This window comes from Pseudomonas sp. RGB, assembly GCF_007713445.1.
In the GTDB taxonomy this organism is placed as follows: Bacteria; Pseudomonadota; Gammaproteobacteria; order Pseudomonadales; family Pseudomonadaceae; genus Aquipseudomonas.
On sequence record NZ_VMSH01000016.1, the window covers coordinates 1 to 18373 of the forward strand.

15 protein-coding genes are annotated in these 18373 nt (G+C 60.8%); 7 read left to right on the top strand and 8 right to left on the bottom strand.

Going from position 1 to position 18373, the window contains the following annotated elements:
- The first annotated feature begins 318 nt into the window (after positions 1 to 318).
- Genes FPT15_RS24890 through FPT15_RS24900 form a run of 3 tightly spaced genes read left to right on the top strand, consistent with a single transcriptional unit; the run spans position 319 to position 3884 of the window.
- Complete coding sequence (locus tag FPT15_RS24890) at positions 319 to 978, top strand: paraquat-inducible protein A (RefSeq protein ID WP_145165466.1); 660 nt, start codon at positions 319 to 321, stop codon at positions 976 to 978.
- The gene (locus FPT15_RS24895; protein WP_145165468.1) at positions 965 to 1588 is read left to right on the top strand and encodes a paraquat-inducible protein A; all 624 of its coding nucleotides are present in this window, start codon (positions 965 to 967) and stop codon (positions 1586 to 1588) included. Before FPT15_RS24890 ends, FPT15_RS24895 begins: the two co-directional genes overlap by 14 nt.
- Entirely contained in the window at positions 1581 to 3884 is a 2304-nt protein-coding gene (locus tag FPT15_RS24900; protein ID WP_106578504.1) for a PqiB family protein, read from the top strand. Before FPT15_RS24895 ends, FPT15_RS24900 begins: the two co-directional genes overlap by 8 nt.
- Before the next feature lie 171 nt (positions 3885 to 4055).
- Here the strand turns inward: FPT15_RS24900 and mksF are convergent, their stop codons facing one another.
- From mksF to mksB, 3 genes are read right to left on the bottom strand one after another with little or no spacing between them, the layout of a single operon-like run.
- Positions 4056 to 6896, bottom strand: a complete 2841-nt coding sequence (mksF, locus tag FPT15_RS24905; RefSeq protein ID WP_145165470.1) for an Mks condensin complex protein MksF — start codon at positions 6894 to 6896, stop codon at positions 4056 to 4058.
- Entirely contained in the window at positions 6893 to 7600 is a 708-nt protein-coding gene (gene mksE / locus FPT15_RS24910; RefSeq protein WP_145165472.1) for an Mks condensin complex protein MksE, read from the bottom strand. Before mksE ends, mksF begins: the two co-directional genes overlap by 4 nt.
- On the bottom strand, positions 7590 to 8867 hold the full coding sequence (gene mksB / locus FPT15_RS24915) for an Mks condensin complex protein MksB (protein ID WP_145165474.1): 1278 nt from the start codon (positions 8865 to 8867) through the stop codon (positions 7590 to 7592). Before mksB ends, mksE begins: the two co-directional genes overlap by 11 nt.
- 187 nt (positions 8868 to 9054) lie before the next feature.
- On the opposite strand from mksB, the gene FPT15_RS24920 reads away from it, so the two are divergent.
- Together FPT15_RS24920 and rimI are read left to right on the top strand one after the other, a co-directional pair.
- Positions 9055 to 9798, top strand: coding sequence for an energy transducer TonB (locus FPT15_RS24920; protein ID WP_145165603.1), 744 nt, complete (start codon positions 9055 to 9057; stop codon positions 9796 to 9798).
- A complete protein-coding gene (gene rimI, locus FPT15_RS24925) occupies positions 9791 to 10243 on the top strand; it encodes a ribosomal protein S18-alanine N-acetyltransferase (protein ID WP_003188286.1) in 453 nt (150 codons plus the stop codon). Before FPT15_RS24920 ends, rimI begins: the two co-directional genes overlap by 8 nt.
- 150 nt (positions 10244 to 10393) lie before the next feature.
- Here rimI and FPT15_RS24930 read toward each other — a convergent pair whose 3' ends face one another.
- Positions 10394 to 10798, bottom strand: a complete 405-nt coding sequence (locus FPT15_RS24930; RefSeq protein ID WP_145165476.1) for a serine kinase/phosphatase — start codon at positions 10796 to 10798, stop codon at positions 10394 to 10396.
- Between the two features lie 139 nt (positions 10799 to 10937).
- Between FPT15_RS24930 and can the strand changes: the two genes are divergently transcribed.
- Positions 10938 to 11582: a carbonate dehydratase gene (gene can / locus FPT15_RS24935; protein WP_010213394.1), complete on the top strand. Its 645-nt coding sequence runs from the start codon at positions 10938 to 10940 to the stop codon at positions 11580 to 11582.
- Here the strand turns inward: can and FPT15_RS24940 are convergent.
- The 4 genes from FPT15_RS24940 to FPT15_RS24955 form a co-directional block, all read right to left on the bottom strand.
- Positions 11579 to 12103 carry an SET domain-containing protein-lysine N-methyltransferase gene (locus tag FPT15_RS24940; RefSeq protein ID WP_145165478.1) on the bottom strand — a complete coding sequence of 175 codons (525 nt, stop codon included), beginning with the start codon at positions 12101 to 12103 and terminating at the stop codon, positions 11579 to 11581. The genes can and FPT15_RS24940 overlap by 4 nt on opposite strands.
- Positions 12104 to 12247: 144 nt before the next feature.
- Positions 12248 to 13417, bottom strand: coding sequence for a hypothetical protein (locus FPT15_RS24945; protein ID WP_145165480.1), 1170 nt, complete (start codon positions 13415 to 13417; stop codon positions 12248 to 12250).
- 122 nt (positions 13418 to 13539) lie between these two features.
- Positions 13540 to 15240, bottom strand: a complete 1701-nt coding sequence (gene acpA, locus FPT15_RS24950; protein WP_145165482.1) for an acid phosphatase — start codon at positions 15238 to 15240, stop codon at positions 13540 to 13542.
- A gap of 205 nt (positions 15241 to 15445) precedes the next feature.
- Positions 15446 to 16864 carry a short-chain fatty acid transporter gene (locus FPT15_RS24955; protein ID WP_145165484.1) on the bottom strand — a complete coding sequence of 473 codons (1419 nt, stop codon included), beginning with the start codon at positions 16862 to 16864 and terminating at the stop codon, positions 15446 to 15448.
- Between the two features lie 185 nt (positions 16865 to 17049).
- Here FPT15_RS24955 and FPT15_RS24960 point away from each other — a divergent pair, with 185 nt between their 5' ends.
- Complete coding sequence (locus tag FPT15_RS24960) at positions 17050 to 18354, top strand: MFS transporter (RefSeq protein ID WP_145165486.1); 1305 nt, start codon at positions 17050 to 17052, stop codon at positions 18352 to 18354.
- Positions 18355 to 18373: the final 19 nt, after the last annotated feature.

The window sequence follows — 18373 nt, forward strand, 5'->3', positions numbered from 1 at the left end:
CAGAGCCCCTGTTTGCTAACGCAAACAGGGGCTTTGTTTTGGGCGGTCGAAAAGCGCAGGTGCAAGCGTGCTGGCAACGAACGCCAGCAAAACGCGCATTCTCCGAATAACGCGAACGCTCTGGTATCGAACGAAAGCCCAACCTTCTCCCCGAGATCGCCAATATCAGCGAACGCTCCGTCAGCCCATTATTCGCGCCGCATGCCGCAACCGCCCCTTGACCAGTGGGTCAATCCCGGCCGACAAATTTGCACAGTTATTTCTGAACCAGACCATTAGAATAGGCACCTAACCTTTTTTAGAGTTCGAGCCCTAACTATGCCCGATCCGGTTGATACCCCAGCGGTGTCGGATTTACCCTTGGACGATCTGGTGGCATGCCATGAGTGCGACTTGCTGATGCGCAAGCCCACGCTCGCTCGAGGCGAAAAGGCTCAATGCCCACGCTGCGGTTACGAGCTCTATGCTCACCGCTACAATGTCGTTGAGCGAAGCCTCGCCTTGGTAATTGCCGCGTTATTGCTGTACATCCCTGCGAACTTTTTACCCATCATGCAGCTCAATCTACTCGGGCAGTCCTCAGAGGACACCGTTTGGAGCGGCGTTGTAGGTCTGTTCGATACCGGCATGCAAGGCGTCGCCGCAGTGGTGTTTCTGTGCAGCATGGGCATCCCATTGCTCAAATTGCTCTGCCAATTGGCTGTGCTGCTGAGCATTCGCTGGAAGATCGGCCGCAGCTATGGGTTGTTGCTCTACCGCATTTACCATCACTTGAAAGACTGGGGAATGTTGGAGGTCTACCTGATGGGCGTGCTCGTGGCGATCGTCAAACTCGCCGACATGGCCTCCATCACGGTCGGTCTGGGGCTTATCTGTTTCGTCAGTTTATTAATGGTTCAGGTGCTGCTTGAGGTGGTGATGTCGCCCCACCAGATCTGGCAAGCGTTGTCAGGAGAGGATGATCATGCGGGCGATTGATGCAGGCATTCTGATTTGTACCGAATGCCACGAGCTGAACAAGCAAGAGGCCGACACCGATGAGCAGCTCTGCACCCGTTGCGGTGCGCTGATCCACGCCCGTCGTCCCAACAGCCTTACGCGTACCTGGGCGTTACTGATCACGGCGGCGATCCTGTATATCCCCGCCAACCTGTTACCAATCATGACCGTTAACTCCCTTGGCCAGGGCGATCCAAGTACCATCATGGCCGGCGTGATCCAGTTGGTGCAGCACGGCATGTTCCCCATTGCTGCTGTGGTGTTTATTGCCAGTATTCTTGTACCGACATTCAAGCTGGTGGGCATTGGCCTGCTGCTGTTCTCGGTGCAGCGTCGCCAGCCGCTGTCCGCGCAACAACGCATTATCATGTACCGCTTTATCGAATTCATTGGCCGCTGGTCCATGCTGGATATCTTCGTGATCGCCATCCTGGTAGCGGTTGTTAACTTTGGGCGACTTGCCAGTGTCGAGGCTAATCTCGGTGCTGCAGCGTTCGCCAGTGTGGTGATCTTGACGATGCTTGCCGCAGTAACTTTTGATCCCCGACTGATTTGGGACAACACGGAGTCGGACGACGACCATGAGTGATTTGCCAAAAGCTAAAACCCGCCCGGCCTCCAACTGGTCGGCCATTTGGGTGTTGCCCCTGATTGCCCTGATCATCGGTGGTTGGCTGGGATGGCGTGCCTATTCCCAACAAGGCATCGAGATCCAGGTGCGCTTTGAAAGCGGCGAGGGCATCCAGGCCAACAAGACCGAAGTGGTTTACAAAGGCATGCCCGTGGGCAAGGTCAAGACCCTGGCCCTGGACGACGAGGGCAACAATCGCGGGGTGATCGCCACCATCGAGATGAACAAGGATGTGGAGCAATACCTCAAGACCAACACCCGTTTCTGGCTGGTCAAACCCAGTGTCAGCCTCGCCGGTATCACCGGCCTGGAAACCCTGGTCTCGGGTAACTACATTGCGGCCAGCCCTGGCGACGGCGAGCCGTCCCGCAAATTCAAGGCCCTTTCCGAAGAGCCGCCTTTATCCGACGCCAAGCCCGGCTTGCACCTGACCATCAAGGCTGATCGCCTGGGCTCGCTCAACCGTGGCAGCCCGGTGTTCTACAAGCAGATTCAGGTTGGCCAGGTCAAAAGCTACTTGTTGTCCGAAGACCAGAGTACGGTCGAGATCAAGGTCTACATCGAGCCCACTTACGCCAGCCTGGTGCGCAAACACACGCGCTTTTGGAACGCCAGCGGCATCAGCATCGACGCCAACCTCTCCGGCGTGAAGGTGCGCAGCGAGTCTCTCTCGAGCATCGTTGCCGGCGGCATCGCTTTCGCTACACCCGAGAACCGCAAGGACAGCCCTCCCACCGATCCAAGCCTGCCGTTTCGCTTATACGAAGACTTCGACGCAGCGGCGGCCGGTCTCAAGGTCAAGGTCAAACTCACCGACTTCGAAGGTCTGCAGGCCGGGCGCACACCGGTCATGTACAAAGGTATTCAGGTCGGTAGCCTGAAAACCCTGAAGATTGACCCCGACCTGTCCAGCGCTAATGCCGAGCTGACCCTCGACCCGCTTGCCGAAGACTACCTGGTGCAAGACACCCAGTTCTGGGTGGTCAAACCGTCCATCTCGCTTGCGGGTATCACCGGCCTGGAAGCGCTGGTCAAAGGTAACTACATCGCCATTCGCCCTGGCGACAAAGGCAGTGCGCCGCAGCGCGAATTCGTCGCTCGGGCCAAGGCACCACCGTTGGACTTGCGTTCCCCCGGCCTGCACATGGTGTTGTTCACCGACAGCCTCGGCTCGCTGGATGTCGGCAGCCCGATCCTCTACAAACAGGTCAAGGTGGGTTCGGTACAGAGCTACCAGTTCTCGCGCAAGAACAAGCAATTGGTGATCGGTGTTCACATCGAGAAGGAATACGAAAACCTGGTTAACGGTTCGACGCGCTTCTGGAATGCCAGCGGCGTCACGCTGACGGGCGGGCTCACCGGGGGCATCCAGGTCAAGAGTGAATCCCTGGCCAGCTTGATGGCCGGCGGTATTGCCTTCGAGACCCCGGAACCGAACGTGCCGCTGAAAAAACGTATCCCGCGCTTCCGTCTGTTTGCTGATCGCGAAGCCGCCAATCAACACGGCACGCTGGTGACCATCAAGGTCGATCGCGCCGACGGCCTGCGCCCCGGCACCGCGGTACGCTTCAAAGGCCTGGACGTGGGCAAGATCGAGAGCGTCGACCTCAGTGCAGATATGCAGTCGGTGTTGCTCAGCGCGCGCATCACCCAAGTGGCCGATCGGATCGCCCGCGCCGGCAGCCAGTTCTGGGTGGTCAAGCCTGAATTGGGCCTGATGAAAACCTCGAACCTGGAAACCCTGGTCACGGGCCAGTACATCGAGGTGCAGCCATCCGCGAAAAACGCCGGCCCACAAAAGAGTTTCGTTGCGTTGGACAAGCCACCGGAGGCGGCCCGTCAGGAGGAAGGCCTGAGCCTGGTACTCAGCGCGGCACGCCGTGGCTCGTTGAAGGAAGGCGTTCCGGTCACCTACCGTGAGGTCACCGTCGGCAAAGTCACCGGCTACGAGCTGGGTCAGACCGCCGACCGCGTGCTGATCCATATCTTGATCGAGCCCAAGTACGCGCCACTGGTGCGCAGCGGCAGCCGCTTCTGGAACACCAGCGGTTTCGGTCTCGACTTCGGCCTGTTCAAGGGCGCGACGGTGCGCACTGAATCCCTGGAGACGCTGGTCGCCGGCGGTATCGCTTTCGCCACGCCAGACGGCGAGCGTATGGGCAATGCCGCCCGGCCGCAGCAGACCTTCCCGCTGTTCGACAAGTTTGAAGATGAATGGCTGACCTGGGCGCCTAAGATTTCGCTCGGCAAATAAACCGAGGCGCGGCCATCGCGGGCAAGCCCGGCTCCCACATTCAAGCGCATTTATCCTGTAGAAATGCGCTCACCTGTGGGAGCGGGCTTGCCCGCGAAGAGGCCATCACAGGCGAAAAAAAAGGCCCCTGGGTGCTCACCCAGGGGCCTTTTTTAATTTCAGCTCAGTGGATCAAACCTCATCCAGCTCCGGCTCATCCGCCTGCACATTCACGGTCGCCTTCACCGCATCGTGACGACGGATGTACTTCCAGTCCGCCTCATCAATGTAGATGCCGTTCGGTCCACTGCCACCTTCCAGGTCAATCGCCACCTGGGCGGACACCTGCGGCTTCACACTGGCCAGAATCGGCACAAAACCCAGCTGCAAACTGGTTTCCAGCAGCGCCGCCTGGTTCTTCTCATCGATGTCCGCTGCCTCATCGAGGTAATACGGCAAACGCACACGCCCGGCCTGATCACGGTCCATCAAGTGCAGCAACAAGTACATGTTGGTCAGCGCCTTGATGGTCATGGTGGTGCCGTTGGATGCCGCGCCGTCGATGTCGGTGTGAATCACCGGCTGGCCATGCACCTTGGTGATCTCGAACGCCAGCTCGAACAGGTCCTTGAGGCCCAACTGGTTATGGTTGGCGGCTACCAGGCGCGCCAGGTACTCCTTGGCCTCCTCGTTCTTGTTGTCCTGTTCGGCGCTCTGGCTGAGGTCAAACACCGACAACGTCTCGCCTTCTTCATATTGACCGGCACTGTGGATGATCTGGTCGATATGCTTGAGGGCTTCCTTGTTCGGCGCCAGCACAATGCGGAAGCTTTGCAGGTTGGACACCTGACGCTTGTTGATCTCGCGGTTGAACAAGGCCAACTGGTGTTCCAGGCTGTCGTAGTCGCTGCGGATATTGCGCAGGGTGCGCGCAATATCGGTGACGGCTGCACGGCGCGCCTTGCCCAAGGTCAGGGCTTCGTCAGTGCGGTGCGCATACGCGTTGATCAGCAGTTGCAGGCGACGTTCGACGTCATCCTCGCTGTCAAACTTGGCCACGCCTTTAAGGCGAACCTGCGCATACAAGGCTTCGATCTGGCCATCGGCGCGCAGTAAACCCTGCCAGCTGTCCTGATAGTCATTGAGCAGCGGCAGCAGGTTATCCATGGAGTCGTCGACCGGGTCCATGAACGGCGTGCCGAACGGCAAGTCCGCCGGCAACAGCTGGCGACGGCGCAGTGCGTCATCCAGGGTGCGTTGCTTGGCTTCCATGTCGCCAATCTGGCGCCCAACCAATTGCAGCTTGGCCGACAGTTGCTGCACACGCTCGGTGAAGGCGTCGCTGGAGCGCTTCAACTCATCCTGGGCGGCTTCCATTTGCGCCAGGTTTTCCAGCTTCTCGCCTTCTTCAGCGCTCAGGGTCTGAGCACGACGGAAGTCTTCCAGTGCCTTCTGCGCATCCAGCACTTGCTGGTACAGCGCTTCAGTCTGGGTCTTGCTCGCTGCGCGGTCGGAGGCCACGGCTTGCTGGGTCTTGAGTTGCTTGAGTTCTTTTTCCAGGCGCTCTTTCTGGTCGCGCAATGCCGCGCGGTCCGCCAGGGCCTGCAACGCCGGTGGCTCGATGTGCGAGATGTCGATGGACAGCCCCGGCACTTCGAAGCGCTCGCCTTTGAAGCCGTCGAGGATCTGCTCCAGGGATTTGACCCACTGGCCGTCCTCATCCAGCGTGATGCCGTGCTCGCCCAATGGCAGGCTGAACAACGAGCTGTTGAACAGGCGCATCAGACGCTCGACATCCTGCTGCGAAAACTCTTCGCGCAGTTTGGCGTAGCTGCTGTTGTCCGCGTGGTCGAGCTGCTGCTTGACCGACTTCAAGCGTTTTTCCAGATCGCGCAAGCGCTCGTCCAAATCCTCGGCGCTGAACTGCCGCGACTGCGCCAGGGCGCCCGCCAATTCATCGTGAGCATCCTTGGCCGCCAGCAGCTGCTGCTCCAGCACCTTGACGTCATCCACCAGGGCGAAGCGATGCTTGAGCACCGACAGCTCGCCCAGCCAACGCTGGATGCCGCTGATTTCGCGCTCCAGGCGCATCAGCTCCTGGGTGCCACCGCGCTGATCGTTTTGCAGCGCGTCCTGCTCATTGCGGTAATGCTCGGCCTGGATCGTCAGCTCTTCCTTGCGCGCACTGGCGTAGTCCGACCAGGTGCCCAGCAACGAATCCAGCAAGGGCGACAGGCGATGCAGTTTGCCGCGCAGAACATCGCGCTGCCGAACGCCATTGGCCAACGCCTCAACCAATGGGCCTGCGGCCACCAGCGAGTTGTAATCCTGCTCCATGCGTCGTACATCGCGGAAGGCTTCTTCGCACGCCGCGATGTAGTCCACGCTGCCGGAACGCAGGCTGTGTTCGAAGGCATCCAGGAACAATTGCTTGAGCTTGGCGGCGGTGATTTCGCGCATGTGCAGCAGGTTGATAAACAGTGCGCGGAAGGTCTTCAGGCTCTGCTCGCTGGTAGAGCGCAGTGGAATCAGGGTCAGGTCCAGCGGGATCGACGTGTGGCCGCCCACCAGCAAGCGGCGCAGTTCGTCCGGCTTGAGCTCGTAGGCTTTCAGGCCTTCGCGCTCAAGGTTGGTGAACAGCTCTTTCTGACGCAGGCAGGTGTCGTTTTTCTGGTAATGCGCCAGGTCCAGCTTGCCGGCATAGGCAAAGAACTGGTGCCCGAAACCACCGCCGGGGCCACGCCCGACCACGCCGATCACGTGCGGGCCGTGGGGCAGCGAGACTTCCACGAGGATGTAGCTGGTGTCGGTGGCAAAGTAGAAGCGCCGCGATTGCTCCAGGGTGTACTTGCCGAAACTCATGTCCGACATGCGCGCCAGAATCGGGAACTGCAGGGCGTTGATCGAGGCGGATTTACCCAGGTTGTTCGCGCCGTACACCGACAGCGGTTCTTCCAGCGGGAACAGGCCCAAACTGTAACCGGCGGTGTTCAATAGGGCGAAGCGGCGGATGCCGTAGCGTTCCTTGCTCATGCGTCGGTCTCCTGTTCTTCGGCAATGGCGCGGGCCAGGGCGTCTTCTTCGCTTTCTTCGTCAAAGTCGCTCAAGTCCAGCGGATCGTCGGTCTTGAGCAGTTTTTCATCGCTGTCTTCGTCGATGATCACCGGCACCGGCAAGGGCAGCACGCTGTGCACACTGGCGGCGAGGTCGCGGTCCTGCTGCACCGACAGGCACACGTCGAGGAAACGGTGCATCGGCGGCAGGAAGCGATACACGCCGTTGTCTTCGCTGGCAAAACCCAATTGGGTCATACGGCGCATGATTTTTTCTTCAAGTTCTTCCTGGGTCTGCACTTCGGCCTGGATAAACAGGTCGCGGTACTTCTCCAGCAACGACGGCAATTCGTCACGGCCCAGGCTGCCGCCGTCGAGCACGGCGATCGGGTCGCGACCCTGGTCGGCCAGGTGCTCGACAAGGATGAAGGTGAACAGCGCCAGGCGCTGGGCGGTCTTGTTCACTTGCGCGCTGGCTATCGCCGAGTCCGGCACAAAGTAATAGAAGCCGCGTGTATCGCACACCAGTTCAAAACCCAGCGCCTTGAACAGCGTGCGGTACTGGTCCTGGAAGTTTGACAGTTGCGCGTACAGCTCCGGGTCGCGGCGGCTGACGTGGTAACCCTTGAACAGCTCGCGAAAGATCGGCGCCAGCTGGGACAGTTCGGATAGATCAAGATGCATGAGGTGTACTCGCAGAATTCTCGGCCATATCAGCGCCGGCCGGGAGCAGGGCGAATGAGCGCAGGCTGACCTGGTGCTCGTGTGTGTGGTAGTCGCGGCGTTCCAGACGTTCGCGCTTGAAGCGTTTTTCGCGGGACAGGCGTGAGAACCAGTACAACAATTCGTCGGTGGCGCCGTCCGGTTCCTGCTCCAGCAGCCAGGTCATCAGGTCTGGCATCGGCAGCGCGTCTTCGCAGCGCTCGAGCATTTCCTTGACCGTGCGCGGTGCACGCTGGGCGTCGCCCTTGTGGGATTTGTGCGCCTTGGGGAAACGCGCCGGTTTCGGCTCGAAATTCGCCAGCGCGTACACATAGGCCTCGACCTGGCTGGCACTGCCGAGGAAGGTGCTTTGCGGCCGCGTGAACATCGGCATCGCCGCTTGCGGCACGGCGTCCAGGCCTTTACGGCGGATGGCCGACAAGGCCAGCGCGGCGCCACGGGTCACGGCGTTGTGCCGGCGCGCTTCTTCACGCAGCGGCAGCAGCAATTCGCGCGCATGACGCAAGGTCAGTTGGGCGCTGGTCTGCATTTCGAGGATGCGCGCGTGGGTGCGCAGCAGCATGTCGTCATCGACCAGGTGGCCGAGGCGTTGTTGCTCGGTGAGCATGCGCAACAGCACGTTTTCGACCTTGCGCACGCCTTGCTCGAAGGCGCCGTCGGCGTTTACCAGTTGGATCATCGGCTCGACGTATTCGTCCCAGGTCGCCAGCACTTCGGCGTAACGCTGGCGCAACGGGATCTGCCGGTCGCTGGTCTTGGCGCGGTCGGCCACGGCGGCGAGGGCTTGCTCGTCGTTGGCGAGTTTTTTCAATACATCGCGTACGCGCATGTCCAGCAGGCGCAGCTGGCGGGCCAGGTCGTGGCCATCGCGGATGTCGAAAGCGTCCTGAATGTAGCCGGCCAGGCGCTCGAGGTGGCGCAGGTAGGCTTCGATTTCCAGGCACAGGCCAAGCCGGTGCTCCTTGCGAAGATAGGCCAGGAAGTCGTGGATCTGTGCGTTGAGCTCGAAACGGTTCGGGCTTTTGGCGACAGGCACCAGGATATCCAGGCGAATCCACACGTCCAGCAGGCTGGTGATGTCCTGGGGCGTGCTGTCCAGTTGTTGGGCGGCCAGTTGCGCGCGCAGTTCGCCAAGGCTCAAGGTGCCTTGGTCGAAGTGTTCGCACAGTGGCTCAAGTAAGGCCCAGTGTTCGGCGAGGGCGCGCAGGACGCGCTTGGGTTCGATCATGGGAATGGCCGGCTGGTTGGCGATTAAAAGTCGCGATTGTACTGCATCAGGCGCGGGATTTATCCACAGCCGGTCAGTGCGCAGTGGGCGATTGTTACCGAACAGCGGTAGAATCCCCGCTCTTTAGTTATCCACAAGTGGCCGAGCTGTGCTTATCGAGTCCCGACGTCGCGCTTACTTGACCGCCATGCAGGTGGTCAACTGGCTGCCCCGCACCGAACTGCCGTTTGCCGCCCCGTCGCGGCCCGAGCTGCTGCAGGCGCTTGAGCCTTATGAGGCGTTCGACGTGTCGGGGGAAGAGGCGGCTGCGCCGGTGGCCGTGGTCAAGCCCACACCCGAATCGCGCCCTGTCGTCGAGCGGGCGAAGGTCGAAGTGCCGCGCCCGGCACCAATGGCCAAGCCAGTGGTGGCCGAAACGGTTGCGCCGGTGGCCAAGGCGCCCGTGGTGCCGCCGCCGCGCTTTGCCCTGCAATTGCTGCGCGCCGGGCGTTGCCTGCTATTGGTGGAGTTACCCACAGGCGAGCGTTTCCAGACCCGCGACCCGGCTTACATGCTGCTCAAAGACATGCTGCGCGCTGCCGGCTTGCCCGACAGCCCGCAAATCGTCGGCGACCCGGTGCGCTGGCCGCTGCTGGTGCGTGGCAACATGGACCAGGGCCCGGAAGCCGCGCGGGATTTTGTGCAAGGTTTTGTTTCGGCTCGCCTCGAAGACGAGCCGTGCGTGTGCCTGTGGCTGATCGGCCTGCCCGCCGTGCGGTTTGCCGGCGAGGCGAATGCCGAGGCCTGGTACCGTGAACTGCAGGTCGAAGGCCTTGGGTCGGTGTGGGCCCTGCCGGGCCTGGAATTATTAATGGAAGAGCCACAGCGTAAGGCTGATGTATGGCAAGCCATGCGCCGGCTGATGGCGCGCTGGAAAAGTACCGATGAGTGAAGCTTTGTCTTTCCGCCCAATGACCGAGGCGGACCTCGACGCTGTACTGAAGATTGAATACGCGGCGTTCAGCCATCCCTGGACCCGCGGGATTTTTCTCGACGGCTTGGGCAAGTACCAGATCTGGTTGATGTTTGAAGGTGAGCAGCAGGTAGGCCACGGTGTGGTGCAGATCATCCTCGATGAGGCGCATCTGCTGAACATTACCGTCAAGCCGGAAAACCAGGGCCGGGGTTTGGGCCTGGCGTTGCTGGAACACTTGATGTCCCGCGCCTATGCCGCCAATGCCCGGGAATGCTTCCTGGAAGTGCGCGACAGCAATACGGGGGCGTTTCGCCTGTATGAGCGTTACGGCTTCAATGAGATCGGCCGTCGGCGCGATTACTACCCTGCGGTAGGTGGCCGCGAAGATGCCGTCGTGATGGCCTGCACGCTGGTCGATTGAACCCAAAACTCCCTGTGCAAGCAGGCCTCTGTGGGAGCTGGCTTGCCTGCGATAGCATCACCACGGTGTCACTGAGACACTGAGGCGCCTTTATCGCGGGCAAGCCCGGCTCCCACAGAAGGCGGTGCTTACTGTTGGGGCCGTGTTGTGTCAGCGGTTACCGTCGACCGGATCGATATCGGCCAGCTCAGCCTCATCCATCCCATTGCCGCCACCAATCTCATCTTCATCGACGATGCTCAGATCGTAATCCGCCGGATTATCCTCGCCTTCCTCCCGCGCATCCCGCGCACCGTCCTCATGGATCAGTGTTTCCGGGCTCATATCATCATCAGTCGGCTCATGGTCCGCCGTCGATGCGCCAGTCATGCCCGCTTCGCGCACCCGTTCGTCGGGCATCAATTGCTCGCGCTCTGCCGACGGAATCTCATCACCGATTTCCGCGGTCGGTTCTTCCTCGTCAAAATCCAGCTCGCGTATCGAGCCCATGCGGTCTTCGTTGTCGTCAATCGGTTCCGGCTGCGTAGCGCCGTAGGGACGTCGTGATTCAGTCATGGCTAATCCTCATACTGTGGGGCTTATAGTGTGTGGACAGGCACGGCGCCCTAAAGATTCAAGCTAATTACGGCTTGGCGTGACCCGGACGAGCGGTTGTGTGTCACACAGCTGCGCATCATTCCTGAGGCTTTCCCTGATGAACGAACTACAAGACCTGCTTGATAACAACGAACGCTGGGCGGACGCGATCAAACAGGAAGATCCCGAATTCTTCGCCAAGCTTGCCCGCCAGCAAACCCCGGAATACCTGTGGATCGGTTGCTCCGACGCCCGCGTACCGGCCAATGAGATCGTCGGCATGTTGCCGGGTGATCTGTTCGTGCACCGCAACGTCGCCAACGTGGTGCTGCACACCGACCTCAATTGCCTGTCGGTGATCCAGTACGCAGTCGACGTGCTCAAGGTCAAACACATCCTCGTCACCGGCCACTATGGCTGCGGCGGTGTGCGCGCGTCGATGCAGGACCGCCAGTTCGGCCTGATCGACGGCTGGCTGCGCACTATTCGTGATCTCTATTACGAAAACCGTGACCTGCTGGCGCAGCTGCCGACCGAAGAAGAGCGCGTCGATCGCCTTTGCGAGCTGAATGTGATTCAGCAGGTGGCCAACGTCGGCCACACCAGCATTGTGCAAAACGCCTGGCACCGTGGGCAGAGCCTGTCGATTCATGGCTGCATCTATGGCATCAAGGATGGCCGCTGGAAGAGCTTGAACACCACCATCAGTGGGTTTGAGCAGTTGCCGCCGCAATACCGCCTGCGCCCGTTGGGCGAAGCTTAAGGTCTTTTGCGTTCACGCCATCGGGCCATGAACGCCTGACCTTCGCTGTTTAACGGCTCCTGGCTGCCGGTGATCCAGCCCCTGCAGTTCAGCTCGCCGCACAGGCAAGCGAACTGCTGGGGCAGCGCGTCCTCGGTACTGGCGTAATCCAGCGTCAGCAAGGTGCCGGCGGCGATGGGCTGTACGGTCCAGAGCTCCAGGTCTGTGGTGTCGAAAAACACATTCGGGTCGCAGGAGTGCAACAACAGGCCGCAGAACCAGCAGTCATACAAGTGGATACGGGGCGACAGCTGCAGCGTATGCGGGCGCCGCTCACCCACGGCATAGCCGGAAACCTTGGCGATGCGCACACGGCTGTCAAAGGCGATGCGCGCCTTGACCCCGGCGGGTAATCCGTTAGCGTCCTGAATGGGCTGGAATTGCTCGGTCGACGGATAGCCCGGTTCAAAAAGCAGGGTTTTGAAGGGGTAAAGGCAGTCCTTTGTGCTGGTTTTAGCCTTATCCATGGCTTGAGTTTTCATAACTCTCCTGGCCTAGGCTGCATCGACCTACTGAGTTGTCTGACTGCCAGTCTTGCAGCGAATGTGTGCGGCCCCAGACTCGCCCAAGTTGAATTCGATTTCTACTGTCAAATCTGACAGTAGAAACCGTTCTGTTTGTGCGCTTTATAGCGCTGGCGCGGTAAGAGATGCTGCCGGCACGACGCCCTTCAACTGTTTCAACTGGGCCTTGATCGCAGGCGTGGCGCATTTGGCGTTGGCCTGTTCCGGGGTCAGGTTGCGTACCGAGGTGTAGAACAACTCACAGGTCTGCTCCTTGCGCGTGACCTGCCAGGTGTTCATGCACGCCTTTAGCAACACATTTGGATCGCTGGCGGGCTTCTGTCCCATGCCGGCTTGCCAGCAGGCAGCGCTCAAATCCTGGCCCATCACCTTCAAACCGGCTTCGTCGGCTTTTTGTTCATTGCCGTCGTAGGTGGCAGGGTCTGCCGCATACCAGATGTAGCTGGGGTGGTTGGCGCCCAGCACCGACACGGGTTTGCCCTCGGTGGGGCTGATCTGCGCCAGGCCCAACACCGCCACCGTCTGACCGTATTGTTGTTTGATCCAGCTGCGCACCGGCGCACCGAACGCCACCATCGGTAATGAGCCGTTGGCGTGCAGGCTCAGTTCCTTGACCATGCGGGTCTGATAGTCGGTGAAATAGCTGTAAACCGTTTCCAGGTCCTTGCCCGCGTTGGACGGCGCGGCGATGGGGGCGATATCGATGATGGTCTGGTAGGCCGGGGTTTCGGTGGCCGGGATGCCGTTGTCGGTGAGCAACGTGGCCCAGCGATCCGTGGTGGCCGATTCCAGGTAATCCTGGGCCTGGGTCAGCGAGTAATCCGGCGGGAAGTGCAGCAGCTCGATGCTTTTGCGGTTTTCCAGCGCCATGCCCAGCGGCAGGAACAGGTACCAGTTGTAGGCCCATTTGCCGTCGCTGTTGAGTTTGCTGGCGCCTTGGTAGGCCAGGTCAGCGGTGTTGAGCAGCGTGGTGAGGGGCTGGCCGTAGTGGTCGGGTACGCCGCTGAAGGTCGCCACGACCTCGCCGTCATGGGTTTTCACGCTGACCTTGGCGCGGCTGTACCCGTCGCGCTGCAAGCTCTGGTTCAGGTAGTGCTCGGCGGTCTGCTCCAGCGTCCATGGCCGAAAGCAGATCACGTTGCAGTTATTGGGAAACGCGAACACTTGGGTGACGCGTTGCGTGCTGCCCAGTGGTACTTCGATATCGGCGTGTACGAGCGCACTGGCCAGCAGTGCGACCAAGGTGAAGGACAGCCTGGTCGGTTTGAACATAGTTGGTTCCTTGTCAGCGAAAGCCCGTCTGCGCGGGGTGAAAGCCCACCTGCACACAGTAGCGGCTGACCAGGAAAACCGCGTGCTAAATCGCCAGGCGTGTCGTTATTGGATAAGAAAACCTACAGTTTGAATTGCAATGCATTGCTCAAATCGCCCATGGGCGTCTGGCCGCGGGAAATCATCGCGTCATCGCGCTGCTTGAGGCCGTCCAGTTTCTCCAGCTGGAACACCCTGGTGATCAAACGCAGGATCGATGCCGTGTCGTAAACCGTGTGGTCCACGGTGCCTTTGCGCGCAAACGGCGACACCACCAGCGCCGGAACCCGCGTGCCCGGGCCCCAGCGGTCGCCCTTGGGCGGTGCCACGTGGTCCCACCAGCCGCCGTTCTCGTCGACGGTCACCACCACCACCATGTTTTTCCACTGAGGGCTTTCCTGCAGCACTTTCAAGGCGCGAACGATGTGGCGATCGCCCGAGGCTACGTCGGCGTAACCGGCGTGCATGTTCAGGTTGCCCTGAGGCTTGTAGAAGCTCACGGCCGGCAGCTTGCCGGCCTGGGCGTCGGCGAAGAATTTATTGGTGCTCGCCTCATCACCCAAGCCGCCATCGCGCAGGCGTTTATCACGCTCGGCACGGTTTTCTGGCCCTTGTTGCTTGAAGTAGTTGAACGGCTGGTGGTGATACTGAAAGTTGGGGATTTTCGGAATGCCGCCCGAATCCTTGAATTGGTCGAGGGTGGCTTGCCACGCACCGGCGTACCAGGCCCAGTCGATGTTCTTTTTCGACAGCTTGTCGCCGATGTGTTCGTGGGTCTGCGGCACCAGCACGTTGGGCAGGTCGGGTTTGGAGTAATCCGGGTTGTCCGGGTCGCGAATCCAGGTCGGCCAGTACGGCGGGGCGAGGGTGTTCACGCCGTAGCCGTCCGGTGTCAGTGCGCTGGGGCCAAACTGCGGTGGGCCGGTCATGGCGCTGGCGGGTGACTTGTCCAGCGGCTTGAGACGCGGGTCGGCTGGGTCATCGCTTTGCAGCGTGGCAATCTGCGCTTTGGCCACTGATTGTGCGGCGTTCGGATAAAACGGCGCCGTGGCGCTGATCAGGTATTGGTGGTTAAGAAACGAGCCACCAAATGCACCCTGAAAGAAGTTGTCGCACAGCACAAACTCCTTGGCCACATCCCACAGGCGCAAGGAATAACGGCTCTGGGCGTAATGGCCCATCACCAGGCCACCGGAATCGCCCCAGGCCACAAAGTTGTCGTTCTTGCCGCCGTTGATCTGCATCTGGTTCTGGTAGAACACGTGCCACAAATCGCGCGTGACCAGGCTCAAAGGCAGGTCTTCGGCGTTCGGGCCTTTGAGGGCGAACGGTGCGTTGGGCAGGTTTTCCTGGAATTGCACTTCGCTGGGGTAGGTCACCCCGTCGACACTTTGCGGGCCGACTTGCAACACACCGCCCCAGGTTGGCGGCAGGCTGGTCAGCAGGCTGCCGTCGCGGTCGCGTTGCTGGGCATCGGCGCCGGAGAGCGCCGACAGTGGTTTTTCCACGCCAGGGAAATCAGCAAACAAATTGTTGAAGCTGCGGTTTTCGGCATAGATCACCACCACGGTTTTCACCTGGTCGTGCAAGGCCTTGTCCAGCTCTTGAGGTGTGAGCGGTCGCGTCACCGGTGTGGTCGGTGTTTCACCGGTGTTGCCGCAGGCACTCAAGGTCGCGCCGACCCCCAGCACTGCCGCGCCCCCCAGGAAACGCCGGCGGCTGGTGTCCACCGGCGGTTGGGCGATGGAATCGGGAGAAGGGCGGTCTTCGTGCTCGTCACTCATTGCTGGGAGTCCCTGCGCGGTGGTTGTTTCAAGATATTTCGCAGGACGGTAGCAATGCAATGTGACGAAAAGAAGACAGTCGGGTTAAAGCCTCAGGTCGAAATGTGGCAGCGGGCTTGCTCGCGAAAGCGCTGTGTCAGTCAACCGTTTCCGTCACTGACCCGCGGGCATTTTCGCGAGCAAGCCCGCTTCCACCCTGACCGTGTTAGGGCATGACGGGCGGCAAATACTTCAACGTCGTCCCCAACGCCCACAGCAGGAACAACACCAGCGGCGTATGCACCAGCAACTGCACAAACGAAAAGCCGATCAAATCCCGCGCCTTGAGCCCCAACACGCCCAGCAGCGGCAGCATATAAAACGGGTTGATCAGGTTCGGCAGCGCCTCGGCCGCGTTGTAGATCTGCACTGCCCAGCCCAGGTGGTATTGCAGGTCGTTGGCCACTTGCATCACGTAAGGCGCTTCGATGATCCACTTGCCGCCGCCCGACGGAATAAAGAAGCCCAGCACCGCCGAGTACACGCCCATCAACAGCGCATAGGTGTCGTGTGAAGCAATAGAGGTGAAAAAGGTTGAGATATGGTGCGCCAGGGTTTGGCCGTCGCCGCCCTTGACCACCGTCATCAGCGCCGCGATGGAGCCATACAGCGGAAACTGGATCAGCACGCCGGTGGTGGTCGGTACGGCGCGCGCCACCGCATCAAGGAAGCTGCGCGGGCGCCAGTGCAGCAGTGCGCCGACCATGATGAACAGGAAGTTGTAGGTGTTGAGCCCCGATATCGCACTGATCGCCGGCTTGGTCGAAAACTCATGGAACAGCCAACCGGCCGCCAGCAACGCCAGCAGAATAGTCAGCAGCGGGCTATGTTCCAGCCATTCGCCCGGGCGGGTGGGCGCTTGAAGCTTGGGCAGGTTGAACGCCGGGTCGACGCCGCAGGCCTTTGCATCACGGGCGCTGTTCGGGCCGGGCGCGGTGGCGTAGGCGATGATCAGCGAGACCACGATCAGCGCCAGTAACATCACCCCGGATTGCCACAGGAAAATCGTGTCGGTGAACGGGATCACCCCCGTAATCGACAGGATCGATGGCGGCAAGCTGGCCGGGTTGGCCTGCAACTGCGCGGCCGACGACGACAGCCCCAGCGCCCACACCGCGCCCAGGCCCAGGTAGGCCGCAGCGCCGGCTGCGCGGTAATCCATGCGTAAATCCGTGCGGCGGGCCAGTGCGCGCACCAGCAACCCGCCGAACACCAGCGACAAGCCCCAGTTGAGCAGGGACGCGACCATGGAAATCAATGCGACCCAGGCCACTGCCGAACGGCCGTTTTTGGGGATACGTGCCAGGCGGTCAATCAATCTCACCGCCGGTGGCGAACTGGCCACCACGTAACCGCCGATCACCACGAAGGCCATCTGCATGGTGAACGGGATCAGGCTCCAGAACCCGTCACCAAAGGCTTTGGCGGCTTCGGTGGGTGCGGCGCCCATGCCCAGGGTCGCCACGGCGACGATGATCACCGCGAGGGCGGCAAACACCCAGGAATCCGGAAACCAGCGTTCGGCGAAGTTGGAGCAGCGCAGGGCAAATCTGGCATAGCGGCTTTCTTCGATAGCATCGGCCACGAGTCATTCCTCTTGTATTTATTATGGTGTTGGCAGTTTTACGGCATGTTCCGCTACGGCCATTGATATGGGAATGCAGTTATCTTCATCGATCCATGAGTAAAACAAATATATCTGCCGTGATTGCCATCACCGGACTCAACTCATAACCTGCACGCCATTTTGTTTGTCTGCCGAGCTTGCACATGACTGCCACCTTTTCCCCACGGGCGCAGCGTTTTTCCCGCTCCGACTACAAAACCCTGGGCCTGGCCGCCCTCGGCGGCGCCCTGGAAATCTACGATTTCATCATCTTCGTATTCTTTGCGCTGACCCTCAGCCAACTGTTTTTCCCGCCCGAAATGCCCGAGTGGCTGCGCCTGCTGCAAAGCTTCGGCATCTTCGTGACCGGCTACCTGGCGCGCCCGCTCGGCGGCATCCTGATGGCGCACTTCGCCGATCACCTGGGTCGCAAACGCGTGTTCAGCCTGAGCATCCTGATGATGGCGCTGCCGTGCCTGCTGATCGGGATCATGCCGACCTACGCGCAAATCGGCTATTTCGCGCCGCTGATCCTGCTGGTGCTGCGCGTGCTGCAAGGCGCCGCAGTGGGCGGCGAAGTACCCAGCGCCTGGACCTTCGTCGCCGAGCACGCACCGCGTCACCACCGCGGCTACGCGCTGGGTTTCCTGCAAGCCGGCCTGACCTTCGGCTACCTGCTGGGCGCACTCACTGCCACGCTGCTGGCGCAAGTCTTCACCCCAGCCGAAATCCTCGATTACGCCTGGCGCTTTCCGTTCCTGCTCGGTGGCGTATTCGGCGTGATCGGCGTGTGGCTGCGCCGCTGGCTCAGCGAAACTCCGGTGTTCCTCGACATGCAGGCCCGCCGCCAGGCGGCCGCCGAACTGCCGCTGCGCACCGTGCTGCGCGACCATCGCGCCGTGCTGCTGCCGGCGATGATCCTCACCTGCGTACTCACCTCGGCCGTGGTGGTGCTGGTCGTCATCACCCCGACCCTGATGCAAAAAACCTTCGGCATGAGCCCCAGCCACACTTTCGCCTTGAGCGCGCTGGGCATCGTTTTTCTGAATATCGGCTGCGTCCTCGCCGGCCTGCTGGTGGACCGTATCGGCGCCTGGCGCGCGGTGCTGGTCTACAGCCTGTTGCTGCCAGTCGGGATTGCGCTGCTGTACGCGAGCCTTATCAACGGCGGCCTCTGGCTGGGCGCGGCGTACGCCGTGGCGGGCTTGAGCTGCGGCGTGGTGGGCGCGGTGCCGTCGGTGATGGTGGGCCTGTTTCCAGCGCACGTGCGAGTGTCGGGGATTTCCTTCACCTACAACATTGCCTACGCGTTGTGGGCGAGTACTACGCCGTTGCTGCTGATCGCGCTGATGCCCACGCGCCCGTGGATTTGCGTGGGCTATTGCGTGGTGATGGGCGCGGTCGGGGTGGCGAGTGTGGCGCTGTTTGGCAAGCGCCACCCAGTAAACGCTGTTACAAATGGCACTTAGGGCCATTAATTGACGGTTA

Bases quoted from the DNA above. Each gene is read 5' to 3' on its own strand.
- FPT15_RS24890 (WP_145165466.1), top strand. From the start codon at position 319: ATGCCCGATCCGGTTGATACCCCAGCGGTGTCGGATTTACCCTTGGAC.
- FPT15_RS24895 (WP_145165468.1), top strand. From the start codon at position 965: ATGCGGGCGATTGATGCAGGCATTCTGATTTGTACCGAATGCCACGAG.
- FPT15_RS24900 (WP_106578504.1), top strand. From the start codon at position 1,581: ATGAGTGATTTGCCAAAAGCTAAAACCCGCCCGGCCTCCAACTGGTCG.
- mksF (WP_145165470.1), bottom strand. From the start codon at position 6,896: ATGAGCAAGGAACGCTACGGCATCCGCCGCTTCGCCCTATTGAACACC.
- mksE (WP_145165472.1), bottom strand. From the start codon at position 7,600: ATGCATCTTGATCTATCCGAACTGTCCCAGCTGGCGCCGATCTTTCGC.
- mksB (WP_145165474.1), bottom strand. From the start codon at position 8,867: ATGATCGAACCCAAGCGCGTCCTGCGCGCCCTCGCCGAACACTGGGCC.
- FPT15_RS24920 (WP_145165603.1), top strand. From the start codon at position 9,055: ATGCAGGTGGTCAACTGGCTGCCCCGCACCGAACTGCCGTTTGCCGCC.
- rimI (WP_003188286.1), top strand. From the start codon at position 9,791: ATGAGTGAAGCTTTGTCTTTCCGCCCAATGACCGAGGCGGACCTCGAC.
- FPT15_RS24930 (WP_145165476.1), bottom strand. From the start codon at position 10,798: ATGACTGAATCACGACGTCCCTACGGCGCTACGCAGCCGGAACCGATT.
- can (WP_010213394.1), top strand. From the start codon at position 10,938: ATGAACGAACTACAAGACCTGCTTGATAACAACGAACGCTGGGCGGAC.
- FPT15_RS24940 (WP_145165478.1), bottom strand. From the start codon at position 12,103: ATGAAAACTCAAGCCATGGATAAGGCTAAAACCAGCACAAAGGACTGC.
- FPT15_RS24945 (WP_145165480.1), bottom strand. From the start codon at position 13,417: ATGTTCAAACCGACCAGGCTGTCCTTCACCTTGGTCGCACTGCTGGCC.
- acpA (WP_145165482.1), bottom strand. From the start codon at position 15,240: ATGAGTGACGAGCACGAAGACCGCCCTTCTCCCGATTCCATCGCCCAA.
- FPT15_RS24960 (WP_145165486.1), top strand. From the start codon at position 17,050: ATGACTGCCACCTTTTCCCCACGGGCGCAGCGTTTTTCCCGCTCCGAC.